19 protein-coding genes and 4 tRNA genes are annotated in these 20,842 nt (G+C 63.9%); 19 read left to right on the top strand and 4 right to left on the bottom strand.

The annotated features are described in order from the left end of the window. Window positions 1–48: 48 nt before the first annotated feature. The 15 genes from N7333_RS17595 (at window position 49) to N7333_RS17525 (ending at window position 13,927) form a co-directional block, all read left to right on the top strand. Window positions 49–1,269, top strand: coding sequence for an aspartate aminotransferase family protein (locus N7333_RS17595; protein WP_279859173.1), 1,221 nt, complete (start codon window positions 49–51; stop codon window positions 1,267–1,269). A 133-nt stretch (window positions 1,270–1,402) separates the two neighbouring features. After that, complete coding sequence (gene aruF / locus N7333_RS17590; protein WP_003244461.1) at window positions 1,403–2,419, top strand: arginine/ornithine succinyltransferase subunit alpha; 1,017 nt, start codon at window positions 1,403–1,405, stop codon at window positions 2,417–2,419. A 57-nt stretch (window positions 2,420–2,476) separates the two neighbouring features. Then, window positions 2,477–3,493, top strand: a complete 1,017-nt coding sequence (gene astA, locus N7333_RS17585) for an arginine N-succinyltransferase (protein ID WP_003244463.1) — start codon at window positions 2,477–2,479, stop codon at window positions 3,491–3,493. A gap of 64 nt (window positions 3,494–3,557) precedes the next feature. After that, window positions 3,558–5,021 (top strand): succinylglutamate-semialdehyde dehydrogenase, encoded by a 1,464-nt coding sequence (gene astD / locus N7333_RS17580; protein WP_279859171.1) that lies wholly within the window; start codon window positions 3,558–3,560, stop codon window positions 5,019–5,021. After that, complete coding sequence (gene astB, locus N7333_RS17575; RefSeq protein ID WP_279859170.1) at window positions 5,021–6,367, top strand: N-succinylarginine dihydrolase; 1,347 nt, start codon at window positions 5,021–5,023, stop codon at window positions 6,365–6,367. The genes astD and astB overlap by 1 nt, the downstream gene beginning before the upstream one ends. Before the next feature lie 27 nt (window positions 6,368–6,394). Further along, on the top strand, window positions 6,395–6,673 hold the full coding sequence (locus N7333_RS17570) for a hypothetical protein (protein ID WP_003244469.1): 279 nt from the start codon (window positions 6,395–6,397) through the stop codon (window positions 6,671–6,673). A 17-nt stretch (window positions 6,674–6,690) separates the two neighbouring features. Continuing rightward, complete coding sequence (astE, locus tag N7333_RS17565) at window positions 6,691–7,704, top strand: succinylglutamate desuccinylase (protein WP_148117778.1); 1,014 nt, start codon at window positions 6,691–6,693, stop codon at window positions 7,702–7,704. 158 nt (window positions 7,705–7,862) lie between these two features. Then, window positions 7,863–8,867 (top strand): low-specificity L-threonine aldolase, encoded by a 1,005-nt coding sequence (gene ltaE, locus N7333_RS17560; RefSeq protein WP_279859169.1) that lies wholly within the window; start codon window positions 7,863–7,865, stop codon window positions 8,865–8,867. Between the two features lie 126 nt (window positions 8,868–8,993). Then, window positions 8,994–11,618 carry an alanine--tRNA ligase gene (gene alaS / locus N7333_RS17555; RefSeq protein WP_279859168.1) on the top strand — a complete coding sequence of 875 codons (2,625 nt, stop codon included), beginning with the start codon at window positions 8,994–8,996 and terminating at the stop codon, window positions 11,616–11,618. Between the two features lie 102 nt (window positions 11,619–11,720). Next, entirely contained in the window at window positions 11,721–12,959 is a 1,239-nt protein-coding gene (locus N7333_RS17550; protein WP_003244475.1) for an aspartate kinase, read from the top strand. 188 nt (window positions 12,960–13,147) lie between these two features. After that, entirely contained in the window at window positions 13,148–13,333 is a 186-nt protein-coding gene (csrA, locus tag N7333_RS17545) for a carbon storage regulator CsrA (RefSeq protein WP_003244478.1), read from the top strand. Between the two features lie 61 nt (window positions 13,334–13,394). Next, window positions 13,395–13,485, top strand: a tRNA-Ser gene (locus N7333_RS17540). Between the two features lie 70 nt (window positions 13,486–13,555). After that, window positions 13,556–13,632: transfer RNA gene (locus tag N7333_RS17535), tRNA-Arg, on the top strand. A gap of 72 nt (window positions 13,633–13,704) precedes the next feature. Further along, window positions 13,705–13,781: transfer RNA gene (locus N7333_RS17530), tRNA-Arg, on the top strand. Between the two features lie 69 nt (window positions 13,782–13,850). Next, window positions 13,851–13,927 (top strand) — tRNA-Arg (locus N7333_RS17525). Window positions 13,928–13,971: 44 nt separating this feature from the next. Here N7333_RS17525 and N7333_RS17520 read toward each other — a convergent pair. Further along, window positions 13,972–14,466, bottom strand: coding sequence for a DUF4124 domain-containing protein (locus tag N7333_RS17520; RefSeq protein ID WP_279859167.1), 495 nt, complete (start codon window positions 14,464–14,466; stop codon window positions 13,972–13,974). Window positions 14,467–14,788: 322 nt separating this feature from the next. On the opposite strand from N7333_RS17520, the gene mgtE reads away from it, so the two are divergent. Then, window positions 14,789–16,231 (top strand): magnesium transporter, encoded by a 1,443-nt coding sequence (gene mgtE / locus N7333_RS17515; RefSeq protein ID WP_003244481.1) that lies wholly within the window; start codon window positions 14,789–14,791, stop codon window positions 16,229–16,231. 1 nt (window position 16,232) lies between these two features. Here mgtE and N7333_RS17510 read toward each other — a convergent pair whose 3' ends face one another. The 3 genes from N7333_RS17510 to N7333_RS17500 form a co-directional block, all read right to left on the bottom strand. Beyond that, window positions 16,233–16,694, bottom strand: coding sequence for a nuclear transport factor 2 family protein (locus N7333_RS17510; protein WP_129483095.1), 462 nt, complete (start codon window positions 16,692–16,694; stop codon window positions 16,233–16,235). Between the two features lie 29 nt (window positions 16,695–16,723). Continuing rightward, window positions 16,724–16,954 (bottom strand): Atu4866 domain-containing protein, encoded by a 231-nt coding sequence (locus tag N7333_RS17505; RefSeq protein ID WP_198134362.1) that lies wholly within the window; start codon window positions 16,952–16,954, stop codon window positions 16,724–16,726. Between the two features lie 110 nt (window positions 16,955–17,064). Further along, window positions 17,065–17,787: an SDR family oxidoreductase gene (locus N7333_RS17500; RefSeq protein ID WP_279859166.1), complete on the bottom strand. Its 723-nt coding sequence runs from the start codon at window positions 17,785–17,787 to the stop codon at window positions 17,065–17,067. Window positions 17,788–17,951: 164 nt separating this feature from the next. Here N7333_RS17500 and N7333_RS17495 point away from each other — a divergent pair, with 164 nt between their 5' ends. From N7333_RS17495 to oadA, 3 genes are all read left to right on the top strand, one after another. Beyond that, on the top strand, window positions 17,952–18,860 hold the full coding sequence (locus N7333_RS17495) for an AraC family transcriptional regulator (protein ID WP_230089970.1): 909 nt from the start codon (window positions 17,952–17,954) through the stop codon (window positions 18,858–18,860). 198 nt (window positions 18,861–19,058) lie between these two features. After that, window positions 19,059–19,316, top strand: a complete 258-nt coding sequence (locus N7333_RS17490) for an OadG family protein (protein WP_003244490.1) — start codon at window positions 19,059–19,061, stop codon at window positions 19,314–19,316. Window positions 19,317–19,340: 24 nt separating this feature from the next. After that, on the top strand, window positions 19,341–20,842 hold a 1,502-nt coding region (gene oadA / locus N7333_RS17485; RefSeq protein ID WP_279859165.1), incomplete at its 3' end, for a sodium-extruding oxaloacetate decarboxylase subunit alpha.

Genomic DNA, 20,842 nt, shown 5'->3' with positions numbered 1-20,842 from the left:
TCCGTGTGGTCCGCTGCAGGCTGGTTTTCCTTCTTCAGGAGAGTTTCGATGTCTGTTCAGCACGATGCGGTGCAACGCGCCGATTTCGACCAGTACATGGTCCCCAACTACGCCCCTGCCGCCTTCGTACCCGTGCGTGGCCTCGGTTCGCGAGTCTGGGATCAGAGCGGTCGAGAGCTGATCGACTTCGCCGGCGGCATCGCCGTCAACGTGCTTGGCCACTGCCATCCGGCGCTGGTCGCGGCGCTGACCGAGCAGGCCAACACCCTCTGGCACATCTCCAACGTGTTCACCAACGAGCCGACCCTGCGCCTGGGCAAGAAACTGGTCGATGCGACCTTCGCCGAGCGCGTGTTCTTCTGCAACTCCGGCGCCGAGGCCAACGAGGCCGCGTTCAAGCTGGCCCGTCGTGTCGCGCATGACCGTTTCGGCCCGGAAAAGCACGAGATCATCGCCGCGCTCAACAGCTTCCACGGCCGTACCCTGTTCACCGTCAGCGTCGGCGGCCAGCCAAAGTACTCCGACGGCTTCGGTCCGAAGATCCAGGGCATCACCCACGTGCCCTACAACGATCTGGAGGCGCTGAAGGCGGCCATTTCCGGCAAGACCTGCGCAGTGGTACTCGAGCCGATCCAGGGCGAGGGCGGCGTGCTGCCGGCCGAGAAAGCCTACCTGGAAGGCGCCCGTGAGCTGTGCAACGCGCACAACGCGCTGCTGGTATTCGACGAGGTGCAGAGCGGCATGGGCCGCAGCGGCGAACTGTTCGCCTACATGCACTATGGTGTGGTGCCGGACATTCTCTCCAGCGCCAAGAGCCTGGGGGGTGGCTTCCCCATCGCCGCCATGCTCACCACCACCGACCTGGCCAAGCACTTTACCCCCGGTACCCACGGCACCACCTATGGTGGCAACCCGCTGGCCTGTGCAGTGGGCGAGGCGGTGCTGGACATCGTCAATACCCGCGAGACCCTGGATGGCGTGAAGGTCAAGCACCAGCAGTTCAAGCAACGCCTGGAGGCGCTCGGCAAGCAGTTCGGTCTGTTCGAGCAGGTGCGCGGCATGGGGCTGCTGCTCGGTTGCGTGCTCAACGAGGCGTGGAAGGGCAAGGCCAAGCAGGTGCTGGACGCCGCTTCCGCGGAAGGGCTGATGATTCTGCAGGCCGGTCCGGACGTGGTGCGTTTCGCCCCGAGCCTGGTGGTGGAAGAGCGCGATATCGAAGAAGGCCTGGCCCGTTTCGAGCGTGCGCTGAGCAAGCTGGCCAACGCCTGAGCGAACGCCCGGCGCAGGTAGTGCCGGGCTTCTCCCACGGATGATGTTCCTGTGTGTGCCGGGCCTCTGGCCTGGCGTTCTCCGGCTGCCCGTGCGCGGTCACCGGAGCTTTTCTTGAAAAAGGAGTGACCCCATGCTGGTAATGCGCCCTGCGCAAATGGCGGACCTGGCGGATGTGCAGCGACTTGCCGCCGATAGCCCGGTGGGCGTCACTTCACTGCCGGACGACGCCGATCGGCTGCGTGACAAGATCGCTGCCTCCGAGGCGTCCTTCGCTGCCGAAGTCAGCTTCAACGGCGAGGAAAGCTATTTCTTCGTCCTCGAGGACAGCGACAGCGGGCGCCTGGTCGGCTGCTCGGCCATCGTCGCCTCGGCCGGCTACTCCGAACCGTTCTACAGCTTCCGCAACGAGACCTTCGTGCACAACTCGCGCGAGCTGAAGATCCACAACAAGATTCACGTGCTGTCGCTGTGTCACGACCTGACCGGCAACAGCCTGCTCACCAGCTTCTACGTCGAGCGGCCGCTGGTCAGCAGCGTGTTCGCCGAGCTCAACTCGCGTGGCCGCCTGCTGTTCATGGCCGGTCATCCCGAGCGTTTCGCCGACGCGGTGGTGGTGGAGATCGTCGGCCATAGCGACGAGCACGGCGATTCGCCGTTCTGGGACGCCGTGGGGCGCAACTTCTTCGACATGAACTACGCCGAGGCCGAGCGTCTGTGCGGGCTCAAGAGCCGCACCTTCCTCGCCGAGCTCATGCCGCATTACCCCATCTACGTGCCGCTGCTGCCGGACGAGGCGCAGGAGGCCATGGGGCAGGTGCATCCGCGGGCGCAGATCACCTTCGACATCCTGATGCGTGAAGGCTTCGAGACCGACCACTACATCGACATCTTCGATGGCGGTCCGACCCTGCACGCCCGCACCTCGGGCATTCGCAGCATCGCCCAGAGCCGTCTGGTGCCGGTGAAGATCGGCGAGGCCGAGACGAGCGGGCGCCAGTACCTGGTCAGCAACGGCCAGTTGCAGGATTTCCGCGCCATCGTCGCCGACCTCGACTGGGTGCCGGGCAAACCCGTGACGCTCAGCCCGCAGGCTGCCGAGGCGCTGGGTGTCGGCGAGGGCGCCAGCGTCAGGCTGGTGGCGGTTTAAACCGAGGCGGCGAGTCGACACTGGCCGCTTCAAGCAAATAGCTGATCCGGAGGATCCATGATCGTTCGTCCCGTGCGCAATGCCGACTTGCCGGCCTTGATCGACCTGGCGCGCAGTACCGGCACCGGCCTGACTACCCTGCCGGCCAACGAGGAGCGCCTGGCGCATCGGGTTGGCTGGGCCGAGAAGGCCTTCCGCGGCCAGGCCGAACGAGCCGACGCCGACTATCTGTTCGTGCTGGAGGACGATGCCGGCAAGGTGGTCGGCATTTCCGCCGTGGCCGGCGCGGTGGGGCTGCGTGAGCCCTGGTACAACTACCGGGTCGGCCTGACCGTGTGCGCCTCGCAGGAGCTGAACATCCATCGCCAGGTGCCGACCCTGTTCCTGGCCAATGACATGACCGGCAACTCCGAGCTGTGCTCGCTGTTCCTGCACGCCGATCATCGCACCGGCTTGAACGGCCGCCTGCTGTCGAAGGCGCGCTTTCTGTTCATCGCCGAGTTCCGCGAGCTGTTCGGCGACAAGGTGATCGCTGAGATGCGCGGCATGTCCGATGCCAGTGGCCGTTCGCCGTTCTGGGAAAGCCTCGGCCGGCACTTCTTCAAGATGGAGTTCTGCCAGGCGGACTACCTCACCGGGGTCGGCAACAAGGCCTTCATCGCCGAGCTGATGCCCAAGTTTCCGCTCTACACCTGCTTCCTTTCCGACGAGGCACGTGCGGTGATCGGCCGCGTACATCCCGATACCGAGCCCGCCCTGAGCATGCTCAAGGCCGAGGGCTTCAGCTATCAGGGGTACGTCGACATCTTCGACGCGGGCCCGGCCATCGAGGCGGAAACCGCGAAGATCCGCGCCGTGCGCGATAGCCAGAACCTGGTGCTGGCGATCGGCACGCCGGGCGACGATGCCGCGCCCTTCCTGGTGCACAACCGCAAGCGCGAGGGCTGTCGCATCACCGCGGCCCCGGCGCGCCTGGCCGCCGGCACCCTGGTGGTCGACCCGCTGACGGCCAGACGCCTGCAACTGTCGGCAGGCGATCAGGTGCGCGCCGTAGCGCTGTCGGCAAAGAGTTAAGAGTCTTTCGTTTTCCGCGGCGGGCCTCCGGGAGCGCCGATGAATGCTGGAGTGATAGAACAAGATGAGCACTCATTACATCGCAGGTCAGTGGCGGCCCGGCCAGGGCGCGCCTTTGCAATCGCTCGATCCGGTCAGTCAGGCCGTGGTCTGGCAGGGGCAGGGCGCCAGCGCTGCCCAGGTCGACGAGGCCGTCAACGCGGCGCGCGGCGCTTTTTCGCTGTGGGCAGCCCACTCGCTGGACGGCCGTATCGCCGTGCTGGAGCGCTTCGCCGCCGCGCTGAAGAGTCATGCCGACGAGCTGGCCCGCGCCATCGGTGAGGAAACCGGCAAGCCGCTGTGGGAGGCCGCTACCGAGGTGACCAGCATGGTCAACAAGGTCGCCATCTCGATCCAGAGCTACCGTGAACGTACCGGCGAGAAGAGCGGCCCGCTGGCCGACGCCACTGCCGTGCTGCGGCACAAGCCGCATGGCGTGGTGGCGGTGTTCGGCCCCTACAACTTTCCCGGTCACCTGCCCAACGGGCATATCGTGCCTGCCCTGCTGGCCGGCAACTGCGTGCTGTTCAAGCCCAGCGAGCTGACCCCCAAGGTCGCCGAGCTGACGGTCAAATGCTGGATCGAGGCCGGCCTGCCCGCTGGCGTGCTCAACCTGCTGCAGGGCGGGCGCGAGACCGGCGTGGCCCTGGCCGGCCATCCGGGTATCGACGGGCTGTTCTTCACCGGCTCCAGCCGCACCGGCAATCTGCTGCACGCCCAGTTCGCCGGGCGTCCGGACAAGATCCTGGCGCTGGAGATGGGCGGCAACAACCCGCTGATCGTCGATCAGGTCGCCGATATCGATGCGGCCGTGTACACCATCATCCAGTCTGCGTTCATCTCCGCCGGTCAGCGCTGCACCTGCGCCCGCCGTCTGCTGGTGCCGCAAGGGCAGTGGGGCGACGCGCTGCTGGCGCGCCTGGTGCAGGTCGCGGGGCAGCTCAAGGTTGGCCGCTTCGACGAGCAGCCGGCGCCGTTCATGGGCTCGGTGATTTCCCTGCAGGCCGCCGCTCAGCTGATGCAGGCGCAGACCGATCTGCTGGCCAAGGGCGCCACTGCGCTGCTGGCCATGACCCAGCCGCAGGCCGATGCCGCGCTGCTGACCCCGGGCATTCTCGACGTCACGGCGGTGAGCGAGCGTCCGGACGAGGAGTTCTTCGGCCCGCTGCTGCAGGTGATCCGCTACAGCGATTTCGACGGCGCGATCGCCGAGGCCAACGCCACCGCCTTCGGTCTGGCCGCTGGCCTGCTGTCGGACTCCAAGGCGCGCTACGAACAGTTCTGGCTGCATAGCCGTGCCGGCATCGTCAACTGGAACAAGCAACTGACCGGTGCCGCCAGCACCGCGCCCTTCGGTGGCATTGGCGCCTCCGGCAACCACCGCGCCAGCGCCTATTACGCGGCGGACTACTGCGCCTACCCGGTGGCCTCGCTGGAAAGCGAAGCCCTGACCCTGCCCACCACCCTGACTCCGGGAGTGACTCTGTAATGACTGCCTATGAAATGAACTTCGACGGCCTGGTGGGGCCGACCCACAACTATGGTGGGCTGTCCTACGGCAACGTCGCATCGCAGAGCAACAGCCAGGCGATCTCCAATCCGAAGGAGGCCGCCAAGCAGGGTCTGGCGAAGATGAAGGCGCTCATGGACATGGGCTTCAAGCAGGGCGTTCTGGCCCCGCAGGAGCGTCCGGATGTGGCCGCGCTGCGCCGTCTGGGCTTCACCGGCAGCGATGCCGAGGTGATTGCTCGTGCCGCGCGCGAGGCCATGCCGCTGCTGGTGGCGAGCTGCTCGGCGTCGAGCATGTGGACGGCCAACGCCTGCACCGTCAGCCCCAGCGCCGATACGGCCGACGCTCGCGTGCATTTCACGGCCGCCAACCTCAACTGCAAATTCCACCGCTCGATCGAGCATCCGACCACCAGTCGCGTGCTGCAGGCCATGTTCGCCAGCCAGGAGCATTTCGCGCATCACCCGGCCTTGCCGGCGGTCAGTCAGTTCGGCGACGAGGGCGCGGCCAACCACACGCGCTTCTGCAAGAGCTATGGCGAGCCTGGCGTGGAGTTCTTCGTCTACGGCCGCAGCGCCTTCGACAGCCGCTACCCGGCACCGGCACGTTATCCGGCGCGGCAGACCCTGGAGGCCAGCCAGGCGGTGGCGCGCCTGCACGGGCTGAGCGAGGAGGGCGTGGTGTACGCCCAGCAGAACCCGGCGGTGATCGACCAGGGCGTGTTCCACAACGACGTGATCGCCGTGGGCAACGGCGAAGTGCTGTTCTATCACCAGGACGCCTTCCTCGACACCGACAAGGTACTGGGCGAACTGGGTAGCAAGCTGGCCGGTCGTGGCGGCAACTTCCAGGCGGTCTGCGTGCCCAACAGCGCAGTGAGCGTGGAGGATGCGGTCAAGTCCTACCTGTTCAACAGCCAGCTGCTGACCCGCGCCGACGGCAGCATGCTGCTGGTGGTCCCGGAGGAGTGCCGTAACAACGCCAGCGTCTGGCGCTACCTGGAGCAGCTGACCGCCGGCAATGGTCCGATCCGTGAAGTACGGGTGTTCGACCTCAAGCAGAGCATGCAGAACGGCGGTGGCCCGGCCTGTCTGCGCCTGCGCGTGGCGCTCAAGGAGCAGGAACTGGCCGCGGTCAATCCGGGGGTGGTGATGAGCCTCGAATTGCATGACAGGCTGGTGGCCTGGGTCGACAAGCATTACCGTGACCGTCTCAGCGAGGCTGATCTGGCCGATCCGCAATTGCTGATCGAGTGCCGCACGGCATTGGATGAACTGACGCAGATCCTTAAACTGGGCTCGGTCTATCCTTTCCAGATGACCTGAACCTGGCCCCCCCACCTCGGAGATTTTATGAGCGACGCCTTGCAACTGATTCTCGAAGATAACGACGGCACCCAGCTGGAAACCTCCTGCAGCCGTTTTGCCGTGGTCTGGCAGGGCAAGGAGCTGTGGGTCCAGGCCGTTGGCGATCAGTTGCTGATCGGCGTCGACGTGGAGGAGGGCGACAGCGAGTACGCCAACCTGCTGCTGCGCCCCCAGGCCACCAATCTGGTCAGCCTGCAGCTGGAGATGGAGCCGGCGATCGCCGACGAGGATGATCATGTTCACGGCCCGGACTGCAATCACTAAGCCCTGAGGAGTGTCCGATGCTTGCTCTCGGCAAACTGCTTGAACTGACCCTGGCCGGCCACGAGCCGTCGGCGAAGATCCAGCTGACCCCCGATGGCACGCGCTTGCGCTGGCTGGATGAGGGCGCGCTGGAGATTACCCCGCCGGCCGCGCGCGACAACGGCCTCGACCTGCTGCTGTCGGCCGGCATCCACGGCAACGAAACCGCGCCCATCGAGTTGCTCGACCGCCTGTTGCGCGGTATCGCACGCAACGAGCTGCATCCGGCGGCGCGCATTCTCTTCCTGTTCGGCAATCCCGAGGCCATGCGCCGCGGCGAGCGCTTCGTCGAGCAGGACATCAACCGCCTGTTCAACGGTCGCCACGAGCAATCCAGCGGTTTCGAGGCCATCCGAGCCTGCGATCTGGAACACCTGGCGGCTACCTTCTTCGGCAAGGACACCGGTCGCACCCGTCTGCATTACGACCTGCACACCGCCATCCGCGGCTCGAAGATCGAGCAGTTCGCCCTCTATCCCTGGCACGAAGGGCGTACCCACTCGCGCCGCGAACTGCAGCGTCTGCGCGCCGCCGGGATCGAGGCCGTGCTGCTGCAGAACAAGGGTTCGATCACCTTCAGCGCCTACACCTACGGACAGCTCGGCGCCGAGGCTTTCACCCTTGAACTGGGCAAGGCGCGTGCGTTCGGCCAGAACCAGCTGGTCAATCTCGACCTGCTGGAAAATGCCTTGCAGGCGCTGATCGAAGGACGCGAGATGGTCGACGACGAGCCGACGCTCGACGGCCTGCAGCTGTTCGCCGTATCGCGCGAGATCATCAAGCACAGCGACAGCTTCCAGCTGCATCTGCCGGCCGATATCGAGAACTTCACCGAGCTCGAACCCGGCTACCTGCTCGCCGAGGACATCGCCGACACCCGCTGGGTGGTGGAAGAGCAGAATGCGCGCATCATCTTCCCCAATCCCAAGGTCAAGAACGGTCTGCGTGCGGGCATCCTGATCGTGCCGGACGACGGCGCAGGCTTGGCGTAGCCAGGGTGCCTTCCGGGAACTGACGTGGCGTCTGCCATCCGCGGATTTGCTCCGGGCTACGTCGCTGGGCAAGCTGCTTTATTGCTCAACTGTACCTTGTGATTGCCCGAGCGACCTCTTTAGCATGAGCCTTTCGCCAATTGCCGGGAAAGCCTGCCATGCCTCTGATCGACCTGCGTAGCGACACCGTCACCCAACCCACTGCCGCCATGCGCGAAGCCATGATGGCTGCCGAGCTGGGCGACGATGTCTATGGCGAAGACCCCACCGTCAACCGTCTGGAAGCCTGGTTGGCCGACCAGCTGGGCTTTGCAGCCGGCTTGTTCGTGCCGACCGGCACCATGAGCAACCTGCTCGGCCTGATGGCCCACTGCGAGCGTGGCGACGAGTACATCGTTGGCCAGCAGGCGCATACCTACAAGTACGAGGGCGGCGGTGCGGCGGTGCTCGGCTCCATCCAGCCGCAGCCCATCGACGGCGAGGCCGATGGCTCGCTGGATCTGGCCAAGGTCGAGGCGGCGATCAAGCAGGACGACTTCCACTTCGCCCGTACTCGCCTGCTGGCGCTGGAAAACACCATGCAGGGCAAGGTGCTGCCGCTCGACTACCTGGCTGCCGCCCGCGAGCTGACGCTGCGCCGAGGTCTTAGCCTGCACCTGGACGGCGCGCGGCTGTACAACGCCGCGGTCAAGCTGGGCGTGCCGGCACGGGAGATCACCCGGCATTTCGATTCCGTCTCGGTGTGCCTGTCCAAGGGCCTCGGTGCGCCGGTCGGTTCGGTGCTGTGCGGCAGCGCGGCGCTGATCGGCAAGGCGCGGCGTCTGCGCAAGATGGTTGGCGGCGGCATGCGCCAGGCCGGCGTGCTGGCGGCGGCGGGGCTGTATGCACTGCAGCATCAGGTCGAGCGCCTGGCCGATGATCACGCCAACGCCGCACGTCTGGGCGAGGGCCTGGCCGCACTGGGCTACAGCGTCGAACCGGTGCAGACCAACATGGTTTATGTGCAGCTCGGCGAGCGTGCCGGGCAGATCAAGGCCTTCATGGCTGAACGCGGCATCGCCGTCAGCGCGGCGCCACGCCTGCGTCTGGTCACTCATCTGAACGTCAGCGCCGAGCAAATCGAGCAGGTGATCGAGGCCTTTGCCGTTTTTCGCTCGCTTTGAGTCGTAACCGCAGCGTCCGATAGGCGCCTGCTATCAACAAAGGCACTAGCCGCGCGCGGTGGGCCCGATATAATGCGGCCCTTTGCCGGCTTTTGCCGTGGCCGCCTGTTTCCTTGGAAGACCCCTATGAAAAGCGCAGAAATCCGTGAAGCCTTCCTGAGCTTCTTCGAAGAAAAAGGGCACACCCGTGTCGCTTCCAGCTCGCTGATCCCGGCGAACGACCCGACCCTGCTGTTCACCAACGCAGGCATGAACCAGTTCAAGGACTGCTTCCTGGGCCTGGAAAAGCGCGCCTACACCCGCGCCACCACCAGCCAGAAGTGCGTGCGTGCCGGCGGCAAGCACAACGACCTGGAAAACGTCGGCTACACCGCGCGCCACCACACCTTCTTCGAAATGCTGGGCAACTTCAGCTTCGGCGACTACTTCAAGCGCGATGCCATCCATTACGCCTGGGAATTCCTCACCTCCGACAAGTGGCTGAACCTGCCCAAGGAAAAGCTCTGGGTCACCGTCTATGCCACCGATGACGAGGCCTACGAGATCTGGAACAAGGAAATCGGCGTACCGGCCGAGCGCATGATCCGCATCGGCGACAACAAGGGCGCGCCCTATGCGTCCGACAACTTCTGGGCAATGGGCGACACCGGCCCGTGCGGCCCGTGCACCGAGATCTTCTTCGACCACGGCGAGCACATCTGGGGTGGCCCACCCGGCAGCCCGGAAGAAGATGGTGATCGCTACATCGAGATCTGGAACAACGTGTTCATGCAGTTCAACCGTACTGCCGATGGCGTGCTGCACCCGCTGCCGGCGCCCTCGGTGGACACCGGCATGGGCCTGGAGCGCATCAGCGCCGTACTGCAGCACGTCAACTCGAACTACGAGATCGACCTGTTCCAGAACCTGCTGGCCGCCTCGGCCAAGGCCATCGGCTGCGCCAACGAAGGACAGGCTTCGCTGAAGGTGGTGGCGGACCACATCCGCTCCTGCAGCTTCCTGATCGCCGACGGGGTGACCCCGTCCAACGAAGGCCGTGGCTACGTGCTGCGCCGCATCGTGCGTCGCGCTTGCCGTCACGGCAACAAGCTGGGTGCCAAGGGCAGCTTCTTCTACCAGATCGTCGCCGCCCTGGTGGCCGAGATGGGCGAAGCCTTCCCCGAGCTCAAGCAGCAGCAGGTGCATATCGAGCGCGTGCTGAAGACCGAGGAAGAGCAGTTCGCCAAGACCCTGGAGCAGGGCCTGAAGATCCTCGAGCAGGATCTGGCCGGCCTGCAGGGCTCGGTCATCCCGGGCGACATCGTGTTCAAGCTGTACGACACCTACGGCTTCCCGGTCGACCTGACTGCCGACATCGCCCGCGAGCGCGAACTGTCGGTGGACGAAGAAGGCTTCGAGCGCGAGATGGAGGCGCAGCGCGAGCGCGCCCGTTCCGCCAGCGCCTTCGGCATGGATTACAACGCGCTGGTCAAGGTCGACGCCGACACCCGCTTCCTCGGCTACGAAGGCACCAGCGGCAGCGGCAAGATCATTGCCCTGTTCAAGGCAGGTGCTGCGGTCGACAGCCTCGCCGAAGGCGAGGAGGGTGTGGTGGTGCTGGATCAGACTCCGTTCTACGCCGAATCCGGCGGCCAGATCGGCGACTGCGGTTATCTCGAGAGCGCCGGCGTGCGCTTCGACGTGCGTGACACCACCAAGGCCGGCGGCGCCTTCCTGCACCACGGGGTGGTGGCCAAGGGCGGCCTCTCCGTCGGCACCAGCGTCAAGGCCGAGGCCGAGGCCAGCGTGCGTCAGGCCACCGCGCTGAACCACTCTGCCACCCACCTGCTGCACGCCGCGCTGCGTCAGGTGCTGGGCGATCATGTACAGCAGAAGGGCTCGCTGGTCGACAGTCAGCGTCTGCGCTTCGACTTCAGCCACTTCGAGGCGATCAAGCCCGAGCAGCTGAAACAGCTGGAAGACATCGTCAACGCCGAGATTCGCAAGAATTCCGAGGTCGAGACCGAAGAAACCGACATCGAAACCGCCAAGGCCAAGGGCGCCATGGCGCTGTTCGGCGAGAAGTACGGCGACCAGGTGCGCGTGCTGAGCATGGGCGGCGACTTCTCCGTCGAGCTGTGCGGCGGTACCCATGTCTCGCGTACCGGCGACATCGGTCTGTTCAAGATCACCAGCGAAGGTGGCGTGGCTGCTGGCGTGCGCCGTATCGAAGCGGTGACCGGTGCCGCTGCGCTGGCCTGGCTGAACGCGGCCGAGGAGCAGCTCAAGGAAGCCGCTTCCCTGGTCAAGGGTAGCCGCGACAACGTGCTGGACAAGCTCTCTGCCCTGATCGAGCGCAACCGTCAGCTGGAAAAGGAACTGGAGCAGCTCAAGGCAAAGGCCGCCAGCGCCGCCGGCAACGATCTGGCCGGTTCCGCCGTGGACGTGAAGGGCACCAAGGTGCTGGCTGCGCGTCTTGACGGCCTGGACGGCAAGGCACTGCTGGCGCTGGTCGACCAGTTGAAGAACAAGCTGGGCAGCGGCGTGATCCTGCTCGGCGGCGTGTTCGACGAGAAGGTGGTGCTGGTGGCCGGCGTGACCCAGGACCTGACTGCCAGGCTCAAGGCTGGCGACCTGATGCGTCAGGCCGCAGCTGCCGTGGGCGGCAAGGGTGGTGGTCGTCCGGACATGGCCCAGGGCGGCGGCGTCGATGCCGGCAAGCTGGACGAAGCGCTGGCACTGGCTGCGACTTTCGTCGAGCAGGGCCTGTAACAGGTGGGAAAGCGGGGCCCGCAGTGCGTCCGGCGGGCCTTGGCAGTGTGACCCGATGCGGGTTTAATGGGCGCCCTTCGAGGAATCAGGCGGCTTTTTGAAATGGCTTTGATCGTACAGAAGTTTGGGGGCACCTCCGTCGGCACCGTCGAGCGTATCCAGCAGGTGGCCGAGAAGGTTAAGAAGTTCCGCGAGAAAGGCGACGACATCGTCGTCGTGGTTTCTGCCATGAGCGGCGAAACCAACCGCCTGATCGATCTGGCCAAACAGATCAGCGACGGCGAGCCGGTCCCGCGTGAACTGGATGTCATGGTCTCCACTGGTGAGCAGGTGACCATCGCCCTGCTGGCCATGGCGCTGATCAAACGTGGTGTGCCGGCGGTGTCCTACACCGGCAACCAGGTGCGCATCCTCACCGACAGCGCCTACAACAAGGCGCGCATTCTGCAGATCGATGACCAGAAGATTCGCGCCGATCTCAAGGCCGGTCGTGTGGTCGTCGTCGCCGGTTTCCAGGGCGTGGACGAGCACGGCAGCATCACCACCCTCGGTCGTGGCGGTTCCGATACCACCGGCGTGGCCCTGGCGGCAGCGCTGAAGGCCGACGAATGCCAGATCTACACCGACGTCGATGGCGTCTATACCACCGACCCGCGCGTGGTGCCCAAGGCCCAGCGTCTGGAGAAGATCACCTTCGAGGAAATGCTGGAAATGGCCAGCCTCGGCTCCAAGGTGCTGCAGATCCGCTCGGTGGAGTTCGCCGGCAAGTACAACGTCCCGCTGCGCGTCCTGCACAGCTTCCAGGAGGGGCCGGGCACCCTCATTACCCTTGATGAAGAGGAATCCATGGAACAGCCGATCATTTCCGGCATCGCTTTCAATCGCGACGAAGCCAAGCTGACCATCCGTGGGGTACCGGATATCCCCGGCATCGCCTTCAAGATTCTCGGCCCGATCAGTGCCGCCAACATCGAAGTGGACATGATCGTGCAAAACGTCTCGCACGATAACACCACCGATTTCACCTTCACCGTGCACCGCAACGACTACAACAACGCCCTGGGCGTGCTGCAGAAGACCGCAGACGAGCTGGGCGCCCGTGAGGTGGTCGGCGACACCAACATCGCCAAGGTCTCCATCGTCGGTGTCGGCATGCGCTCTCACGCCGGTGTCGCCAGCCGCATGTTCGAAGCGCTGGCCAAGGAGACCATCAACATCCAGATGATCTCCACCTCGGAAATCAAGGTCTCCGTGGTCATCGAGGAGAAGTACCTGGAGCTGGCGGTGCGTGCCCTGCACACGGCGTTCGAACTGGACGCCCCGTCCCGACAGGGCGAGTGATACCTGTTACCCGAAAGGCGCGGCTGGTTCCGCGCCTTTCGTCTTTTTGCCCAGCTCGCGGGAACTTTCTTTCTGCGCGGGCTGGTCAATACTTGGGTGAGGTTTCCCGGCTTGATTTAGCAGGAAGCTGACACCATTTTCTTTTTTGCAGACTGTTGTCCCGAAATGTAATCCGTAAGGAGAAAGGAATGCTGATTCTGACTCGCCGGGTCGGAGAGACCCTGATGGTCGGTGATGATGTGACTGTCACCGTGTTGGGCGTGAAAGGTAACCAGGTGCGTATTGGTGTCAATGCGCCGAAAGAGGTTGCCGTACACCGTGAAGAAATCTACCAGCGCATCCAGAAAGAGAAGGGTGACGAACCAAGCCACTAATTTTTCTACAAATTTTTGTTTGCAAACGGGGAAAACATGTTTATCATGCGCCCCGTGTTGCGGAGAGGTGGCCGAGTGGCCGAAGGCGCTCCCCTGCTAAGGGAGTACACCTCAAAAGGGTGTCGGGGGTTCGAATCCCCCCTTCTCCGCCATTATTCAGCGAGTCGGGCGTAGGTCGGGCTGGCGAATCACCAGAGGTGATCTGGTATAAAAGCACCAAACGGACTCATAGCTCAGCTGGATAGAGTACTCGGCTACGAACCGAGCGGTCGGAGGTTCGAATCCTCCTGAGTCCGCCATATTCAAATGGCTTGCATCGCTGCAAGCCATTTTGCTTCAACCAGCGGTGATCTGGTCTAAAAGCGCCAAACGGACTCATAGCTCAGCTGGATAGAGTACTCGGCTACGAACCGAGCGGTCGGAGGTTCGAATCCTCCTGAGTCCGCCATATTCAATGGCACTGCAGCGATGCAAGCCATGTCTCAACCAGCGGTGATCTGGTCTAAAAGCGCCAAACGGACTCATAGCTCAGCTGGATAGAGTACTCGGCTACGAACCGAGCGGTCGGAGGTTCGAATCCTCCTGAGTCCGCCATACCCAAAGGGCCTGCAGCAATGCAGGCCCTTTTTATTTGCCCGTCATTTCTTCACGCAGCCGGCTTCGTCGAAGCTGACCTGCCGGCTGCCGCCGCCCTTGCGTTTTTCGCGGTAGTGATAGCGCTGCTGTCCGTTGCTGGCCGTAACTCGGTCCGGCTTGCCCAGGCTGTTTTCCACGTCGGCACGGCTCATGCCGCTGCGGATCTCCTGGCGGATGATGGCCTGGCGTCGTTCACTACTGGTCAGCAGGTTGCCGCAGCCATCGTCCTGTTGACCGACTATCACCACTTCGCCGGGGCTCGCTGGGGTGGTGGTTACGCGTCGGCCGGGATCGGCCAGAGGGGTGGCCTTGCCGCCGCCGGGTGTCGGGTTGCGTGCATCCTGCAGACGCTGCTGCTGGTCGCTGGCGCAGCCGTGACGGGTGAAGGTGACATGGCCGTTGGCGTCCTCGCAGCGGAACACGCTGGCGGCCGAGCTGTCTGGAATAGGGTGGAGAAACGCAGCGGCAAGCAGCGCTGCGAAGTGCAATCCTCGCATGAGTCGTCCTCCATGACGTTTGCCTGGTCAGCGTAGATGGTTTTTTCTCGCTTGCCAGCGTGTCCCGGTGTTGCTGGCTGGCGTCGCATAGCCAGGTTTTCATGCGGGATCGAAGTTTGCGACGCAAGCAGTTGTTCTTGCCGCGCTTTTGTCACGTACAAAGCTGGTTTGCGGTGTTATCATTCGCCGCGTCAGTCCCGCCGGGGCTTGTGGAATACCACCATGGACTTACCCAGTAGTTACTCAATACTCCCATCGCACAATCGTGTAAGACCTGATTGATCCCCTTTGGCGCGCCCGCCAGCTGGGGGTGGAGCGCGCTATGACTGAAGTAGAAGCCAAGAAGCCGCAAGAGAGCCTGCAGGATCGCCTGGCCCAGGTGATCGAGCTGTTGCATCGCCACAAGCTGGTAGAGGGCCTGACCCATCGTCAGGAAGGCCAGCATCAGGACCTGGTGGAAAGCCTGGTTCACCGGCAGAACCTTGCCGAGCTGCAGCGCAAGCTCGACGATCTGCACCCTGCGGACATAGCGTACATCCTCGAAGCCCTGCCGCTGGACGAGCGTCTCACCGTCTGGCAGCTGGTCAAGGCCGAGCGCGACGGCGATATCCTGCTGGAAGTTTCCGACGCGGTGCGAGAAAGCCTGATCGCCGACATGGACGATCACGAGATTCTCGCCGCGGCCAAGGAGATGGACGCCGACGAACTCGCCGATCTGGCGCCGGAACTGCCGCGTGACGTGGTCCACGAACTCATGGAGTCGCTCGACGCCCAGCAGCGCGAGCGCGTGCGTTCGGCCCTGTCCTACGAAGAGGACCAGGTGGGCGCGCTGATGGACTTCGAGATGGTCACCATCCGCGAAGACGTCAGTCTGGAAGTGGTTCTGCGCTACCTGCGCCGTCTCAAGGAGCTGCCGGGGCATACCGACAAGCTGTTCGTGGTCGATTACGACGGCGTGCTCAAGGGCGTGCTGCCGATCAAGCGCCTGCTGGTCAACGATCCGGAGAAGCAGGTCGGCGAGGTCATGGCTGACGATCCGGTGAGCTTCCACCCGGATGAGGATGGCTACGACGCCGCCCAGGCGTTCGAGCGCTATGACCTGATTTCCGCGCCGGTAGTGGACAAGAGCGGCAAGCTGATCGGCCGTCTGACCATCGACGAGATGGTCGACCTGATCCGTGAGGAAAGCGAAAGCGAAGTGCTGAGCATGGCCGGTCTGCGCGAGGAGGAGGACATCTTCGCCTCGGTGTGGAAGTCGGTGCGCAACCGCTGGGCCTGGCTGGCGATCAACCTGGTCACCGCCTTCCTGGCCTCGCGGGTGATCGGCCTGTTCGAGGGTTCGATCGAGAAGCTGGTGGCGCTGGCGGCGCTGATGCCGATCGTCGCGGGCATCGGCGGCAACTCCGGCAACCAGACCATCACCATGATCGTGCGCGCCATGGCGCTGGACCAGGTCAGCACCGGCAATACCTCACGCCTGGTGCGCAAGGAGTTGGGCGTGGCGCTGATCAATGGCCTGCTCTGGGGTGGCGTCATCGGCGCAGTCGCCTACGGCCTCTACGACAGTTGGTCGCTGGGCGTGGTGATGACCGCGGCGATGACCCTCAACCTGCTGCTGGCGGCGTTGATGGGGGTAATGATCCCCATGACCCTGGCGCGCATGGGGCGCGATCCGGCCATGGGGGCCAGCGTGATGATCACCGCCATGACCGACAGCGGCGGCTTCTTCATCTTCCTGGGACTGGCGTCGATCTTCCTCCTGTAGATCACTCCATCAACTGCACCAGCCGCCAGGTATCGAGAAAGGCCGTGACCCGCGTGATCCGGCCATTCTCCAGCTGCATGTGCCAGGAATAGCTGTTCTCGTAGCGACTGCCGTCCTTGGCGGTCGCCTGGCCATCCCAATGCACGACCACGTGAGGCCCCTGCGCCACGATCTGGCGGACGGTGGGCACGATGGGCGTGGCCAGTTTGTCGGTGATGGGTTTGACTGCATCTTCCATGAACGCCTCGCGCGTGCGGTAAGTCCCGGAGTACGGGCTGCTGCCGGCCACGACCCAGACGGCATCATCGGCTAGCAACTGGAAGATGCCGCCTTGGCCGGCGCGCCAATCATCGAAAGCTTTCTGGATCAGGGCCTGATTGGCCGCGGTGTTGTCACTTGCCCAGGTCGGCAGGCAGAGCGACAGGCTGAGCAGTAGCGCGGCGACAGCTTTTTGCATGTTCATAAGCTTCTTTCCTTGGCTGGTGGGTTGCCTTACTCGTCATTTGGAGTGCTTTTGCGGCGCAGCACCATGCCGCCGTGGTAGAGCACGTCGTCGATGAATTCACCGTCGGCGGTAAAGCCCGTGTCGTCGACGTAATCGATGTGGTTGCCGGTGACGCGGTAACTGCCCTGGTAGGCGCTTTCGCGGTTGCCGCGTGCCTCGTCATAACGGCCGTTGGCCAATAGCTCATGGCGGACATGGCCATCGTCCGTTACCCACATGCCCACGTATGGGTGCGGGTTTTGCGCTTCCGCGCTTGCCGCGCCGGGTAGCAGGGCGCCGCTGATCAGCAGCGCTGCCAGGTTGTTCTTCGTTGTCATGCTCGCCTCCATCAATAAGGGCTGGCGGTCGGGCGCACGATGACTTCGCTGACATCGACGTCGTCCGGCTGTTCGACTGCATAGGCTACCGCGCGGGCGATGGCATCCGGCGTGATGGCGATACGGCGGAAGGCCTTCATCGCATCGCGCGCGCTGGCATCGGTGATGCTGTCGGCCAGCTCGGATTCGACCACGCCCGGGCAGATGGTGGTGACGCGCACGCGCTCGCTTTCCTGGCGCAGGCCCTCGGAAATCGCCCAGACGGCGTACTTGGTCGCGCAATAGACCGCGGCGGTCGGCGATACGGCGTGGGCACCGATGGAGGCGATATTGATGATCTGGCCGCGCCCGCGTTTCTCCATGCCTGGCAGCACGGCAGCGATACCGTGCAGCACACCGCGTACGTTGACGTCGATCATGCGGTTCCACTCATCCACCTTCAGGGCGTTGAGCGGCGACAGCGGCATCACGCCGGCGTTGTTGATGATCACGTCGACGGGGCCGTGATGAGTTTCGGCATGCTCGACGAAAGCCTGCATGTCGTGCAGTTGGCTGACATCGAGGGGGCGGCACGAGGCCTGTTGACCCTGGGCCTGCAGTTCTTCTACCAGTGCCTGCAGGCGATCTATGCGCCGCGCGCCCAGTACCACCTGGTGACCCAGGCTTGCGAGATGTCTGGCGATGGCTTCGCCGATGCCGCTGCTGGCGCCGGTGATGAGAATGACCTTGCTCATGGCGATCTCCACTGTTGTTGGGAGACTCCATGCTAGGCGGGAGGCGGGTGGTCGCTAAGTCCGGTTACTCTTTGGTTATTGCCTGTTTCTATTGAATGCTTCTTACAATGCCCCGGTGTTCAGTGCGAGCCGATACCCGAGCCATGACAACGACACCCCAGAGCATGAAACAGCGTATGGTCGAGCTGATGCTGCGCCTGGCGCCCGAGGAGGGTTACACGGCGTCGCAGCTCGATGGCGTGACCTTCATGCGTTCCAATCGCCCGCTTCCCGTGACACCGGCACTGTACGAGCCGAGCATCGTGATCGTGATCCAGGGGCGCAAGCGCGGGCTGCACGACGGCAACCTGTACGTCTACGATGCGCAGCACTATCTGGTCCTCGCGCTGCCATTGCCCTTTTCCATCGAAACCGAGGCCAGCGCCGAAGAGCCCATGCTGGGTGTGGCGCTGCGGGTCGATCCGCTGCTGGTGGCGGAGCTGGTGATGGATCTGGACGAGCCCCAGGCTGCCGAGCCCGCAACGCTCTATTCCAGCCCGATGGATGCACGCCTGAGCGACGCCACGTTGCGGCTGCTGGAAGCGCTGGCCGACCCTGACGAGGTGCGTCTGCTCGGTCCGTCGATTCTGCGTGAGATCGTTTTTCGCGTGCTGCAGGGCGAGCAGGGCTGCGGCCTGCGTGCGACCCTGGCGCAGAACAGCCACTTCGGCCGTATCGCGCGGGTTCTGCAGCGAATTCATCGCGACTATCAGGAGTCGCTCGATGTGCCTTCGCTGGCTGAGATCGCCAGCATGAGCGTGCCGGCCTTCCATGTGCACTTCAAGTCCATGACCGGCCGTTCGCCGCTGCAGTACCTCAAGGCCATTCGGCTGCATCAGGCGCGCCTGCTGATGATTCGCAACGACCTGAGTGCGCTCAGTGCCGCGCAGCGTGTCGGCTATGAAAGCCCGTCGCAGTTCAGTCGCGAATTCAAGCGTCTGTTCGGGCGCACGCCGGGCGATGAAACGCGCCATTTCAAACAGCTGCTGGCGCTGGCACCGGCCGTTGATGGTCGCGAAATGATGGCGTCCTAGTCGCATACGAGCCCTAGCCGCTCCTCCTTTGGTAGTGAAATCGCGCCTCCACTACAAAAATGCCTGACCGGGCAGTCTGGGGTTTGCTTGAAACACTTGTTTCAGGCTAAGGTTCGCCAGCTTTGCCCAGGCGCTGGCCTCGGGCGCTCCTAATCAATAATGAACGCAGCCCTGCGAGCTGCTGGCAAAGGAGCCAAGATGACCCCCAGTGAACTCCTGCTCGAGGGTGTCGAACTCATGCTATTCGGCATGGGTTTCGTGTTTACCTTTCTGGTGCTGTTGGTGGCGGTGGTCAGTGCGATGTCTCGCCTGATCAATCTCTTCGCTCCGCACACCCCAGCCCCCGCCATCTCTGCCGCAGCACCCAGCATCAAGCCGGCCAGCCATGAGCCGGATGCCGAGGTACTGGCTGCCATCCAATCCGCCATTCATCAGCACCGCGCCCGTCGCGGTTGATCAGGTTCTAGAGGGAGCTCCTGTATGACTGCCGTAAAACAAGCACTCGGGATTACCGATGTGGTGCTGCGTGATGCTCACCAATCCATTCTGGCCACCCGAGTACGCCTGGAAGACATGCTGCCGATCGCTGCCAAGCTCGATCAGGTCGGCTTCTGGTCGGTGGAGTCCTGGGGCGGCGCGACCTTCGATGCCTGCATTCGTTACCTCGGCGAAGACCCCTGGGAGCGCATCCGCGAACTGAAGAAGGCCATGCCCAACACCCGTCAGCAGATGCTGCTGCGTGGGCAGAACCTGCTGGGCTATCGTCACTACGCCGACGATGTGGTGGAGAAGTTCGTCGAGCGCGCGGCTGTCAACGGCGTCGACGTGTTCCGCGTGTTCGATGCGATGAACGACCCGCGCAACCTGGAGACCGCACTCAAGGCCGTCAAGAAACAGGGCAAGCATGCCCAGGGCACCATCTCCTACACCACCAGCCCGGTGCATACCCTAGACATGTGGGTCGATCTGGCCAAGCAGATCGAAGACATGGGCGCCGACTCGGTGGCCATCAAGGACATGGCGGGTATCCTCACCCCGTACACCGCCTTCGAGCTGGTCTCGCGCCTGAAGGCCAGCCTGGCCATCCCGATTCACATGCAGTGCCATGCCACTGCCGGGCTGTCGTCCGTGGCCATTCTCAAGGCGGTGGAAGCCGGTATCGACAACGTCGACACCGCCATCTCCTCGCTGTCGATGACCTACGGTCATTCGCCGACCGAGTCGGTGGTGGCCATGTTCCAGGGCACCGAGCGCGACACCGGACTCAACCTGGAGCTGCTGGAGGAAATCGCCGCCTACTTCCGCGAGGTGCGCAAGAAGTACGCGAAGTTCGAGGGTAACCTCAAGGGCGTCGATTCGCGCATCCTGGTCGCCCAGGTCCCGGGCGGCATGCTCACCAATATGGAAAGCCAGCTCAAGGAGCAGGGCGCCCAGGACAAGTTCGACCAGGTGCTGGCCGAGATCCCGCGCGTGCGCGAAGACCTCGGCTTCATCCCGCTGGTGACCCCGACCTCGCAGATCGTCGGCACCCAGGCGGTGATCAACGTGCTCACCGGCGAGCGCTACAAGTCCATCACCAAGGAAACCGCCGGTGTACTCAAGGGCGAATACGGCGCTGCGCCTGCGCCGTTCAACGCCGAGTTGCAGGCTCGTGTACTGGATGGCGGCGAGGCCATCACTTGCCGTCCGGCCGACCTGCTTGAGGCCGAAATGGACAAGCTGACCGCCGAACTCAAGGGTATCGCCCAGGAGAAAGGCATCAAGCTGGCCGTCGATGAGATCGACGACGTGCTGACCTACGCGCTGTTCCCGCAGATCGGCCTGAAGTTCCTGGAAAACCGCGGCAACCCGGCGGCCTTCGAGCCGGCCCCGACCGGTAAGGAGGCCCCGGCTCGCGAGGCCGGCAAGCCCGAGGTCTACACCGTCGAGGTCAATGGCAAGTCGTTCGTCGTGCAGGTGGGCGAAGGCGGCGATATCGAAGG

Source organism: Pseudomonas sp. GD04158 (assembly GCF_029834875.1).
Taxonomy (GTDB): Bacteria; Pseudomonadota; Gammaproteobacteria; order Pseudomonadales; family Pseudomonadaceae; genus Aquipseudomonas; species Aquipseudomonas hydrolytica.
This window is presented reverse-complemented; position numbering and strand designations above follow the sequence as displayed.

Excerpts from the sequence above, each read along its gene's own strand:
- N7333_RS17595 (WP_279859173.1), top strand. The coding sequence starts at position 49 with ATGTCTGTTCAGCACGATGCGGTGCAACGCGCCGATTTCGACCAGTAC.
- aruF (WP_003244461.1), top strand. The coding sequence starts at position 1,403 with ATGCTGGTAATGCGCCCTGCGCAAATGGCGGACCTGGCGGATGTGCAG.
- astA (WP_003244463.1), top strand. The coding sequence starts at position 2,477 with ATGATCGTTCGTCCCGTGCGCAATGCCGACTTGCCGGCCTTGATCGAC.
- astD (WP_279859171.1), top strand. The coding sequence starts at position 3,558 with ATGAGCACTCATTACATCGCAGGTCAGTGGCGGCCCGGCCAGGGCGCG.
- astB (WP_279859170.1), top strand. The coding sequence starts at position 5,021 with ATGACTGCCTATGAAATGAACTTCGACGGCCTGGTGGGGCCGACCCAC.
- N7333_RS17570 (WP_003244469.1), top strand. The coding sequence starts at position 6,395 with ATGAGCGACGCCTTGCAACTGATTCTCGAAGATAACGACGGCACCCAG.
- astE (WP_148117778.1), top strand. The coding sequence starts at position 6,691 with ATGCTTGCTCTCGGCAAACTGCTTGAACTGACCCTGGCCGGCCACGAG.
- ltaE (WP_279859169.1), top strand. The coding sequence starts at position 7,863 with ATGCCTCTGATCGACCTGCGTAGCGACACCGTCACCCAACCCACTGCC.
- alaS (WP_279859168.1), top strand. The coding sequence starts at position 8,994 with ATGAAAAGCGCAGAAATCCGTGAAGCCTTCCTGAGCTTCTTCGAAGAA.
- N7333_RS17550 (WP_003244475.1), top strand. The coding sequence starts at position 11,721 with ATGGCTTTGATCGTACAGAAGTTTGGGGGCACCTCCGTCGGCACCGTC.
- csrA (WP_003244478.1), top strand. The coding sequence starts at position 13,148 with ATGCTGATTCTGACTCGCCGGGTCGGAGAGACCCTGATGGTCGGTGAT.
- N7333_RS17520 (WP_279859167.1), bottom strand. The coding sequence starts at position 14,466 with ATGCGAGGATTGCACTTCGCAGCGCTGCTTGCCGCTGCGTTTCTCCAC.
- mgtE (WP_003244481.1), top strand. The coding sequence starts at position 14,789 with ATGACTGAAGTAGAAGCCAAGAAGCCGCAAGAGAGCCTGCAGGATCGC.
- N7333_RS17510 (WP_129483095.1), bottom strand. The coding sequence starts at position 16,694 with ATGAACATGCAAAAAGCTGTCGCCGCGCTACTGCTCAGCCTGTCGCTC.
- N7333_RS17505 (WP_198134362.1), bottom strand. The coding sequence starts at position 16,954 with ATGTGGGTAACGGACGATGGCCATGTCCGCCATGAGCTATTGGCCAAC.
- N7333_RS17500 (WP_279859166.1), bottom strand. The coding sequence starts at position 17,787 with ATGAGCAAGGTCATTCTCATCACCGGCGCCAGCAGCGGCATCGGCGAA.
- N7333_RS17495 (WP_230089970.1), top strand. The coding sequence starts at position 17,952 with ATGAAACAGCGTATGGTCGAGCTGATGCTGCGCCTGGCGCCCGAGGAG.
- N7333_RS17490 (WP_003244490.1), top strand. The coding sequence starts at position 19,059 with ATGACCCCCAGTGAACTCCTGCTCGAGGGTGTCGAACTCATGCTATTC.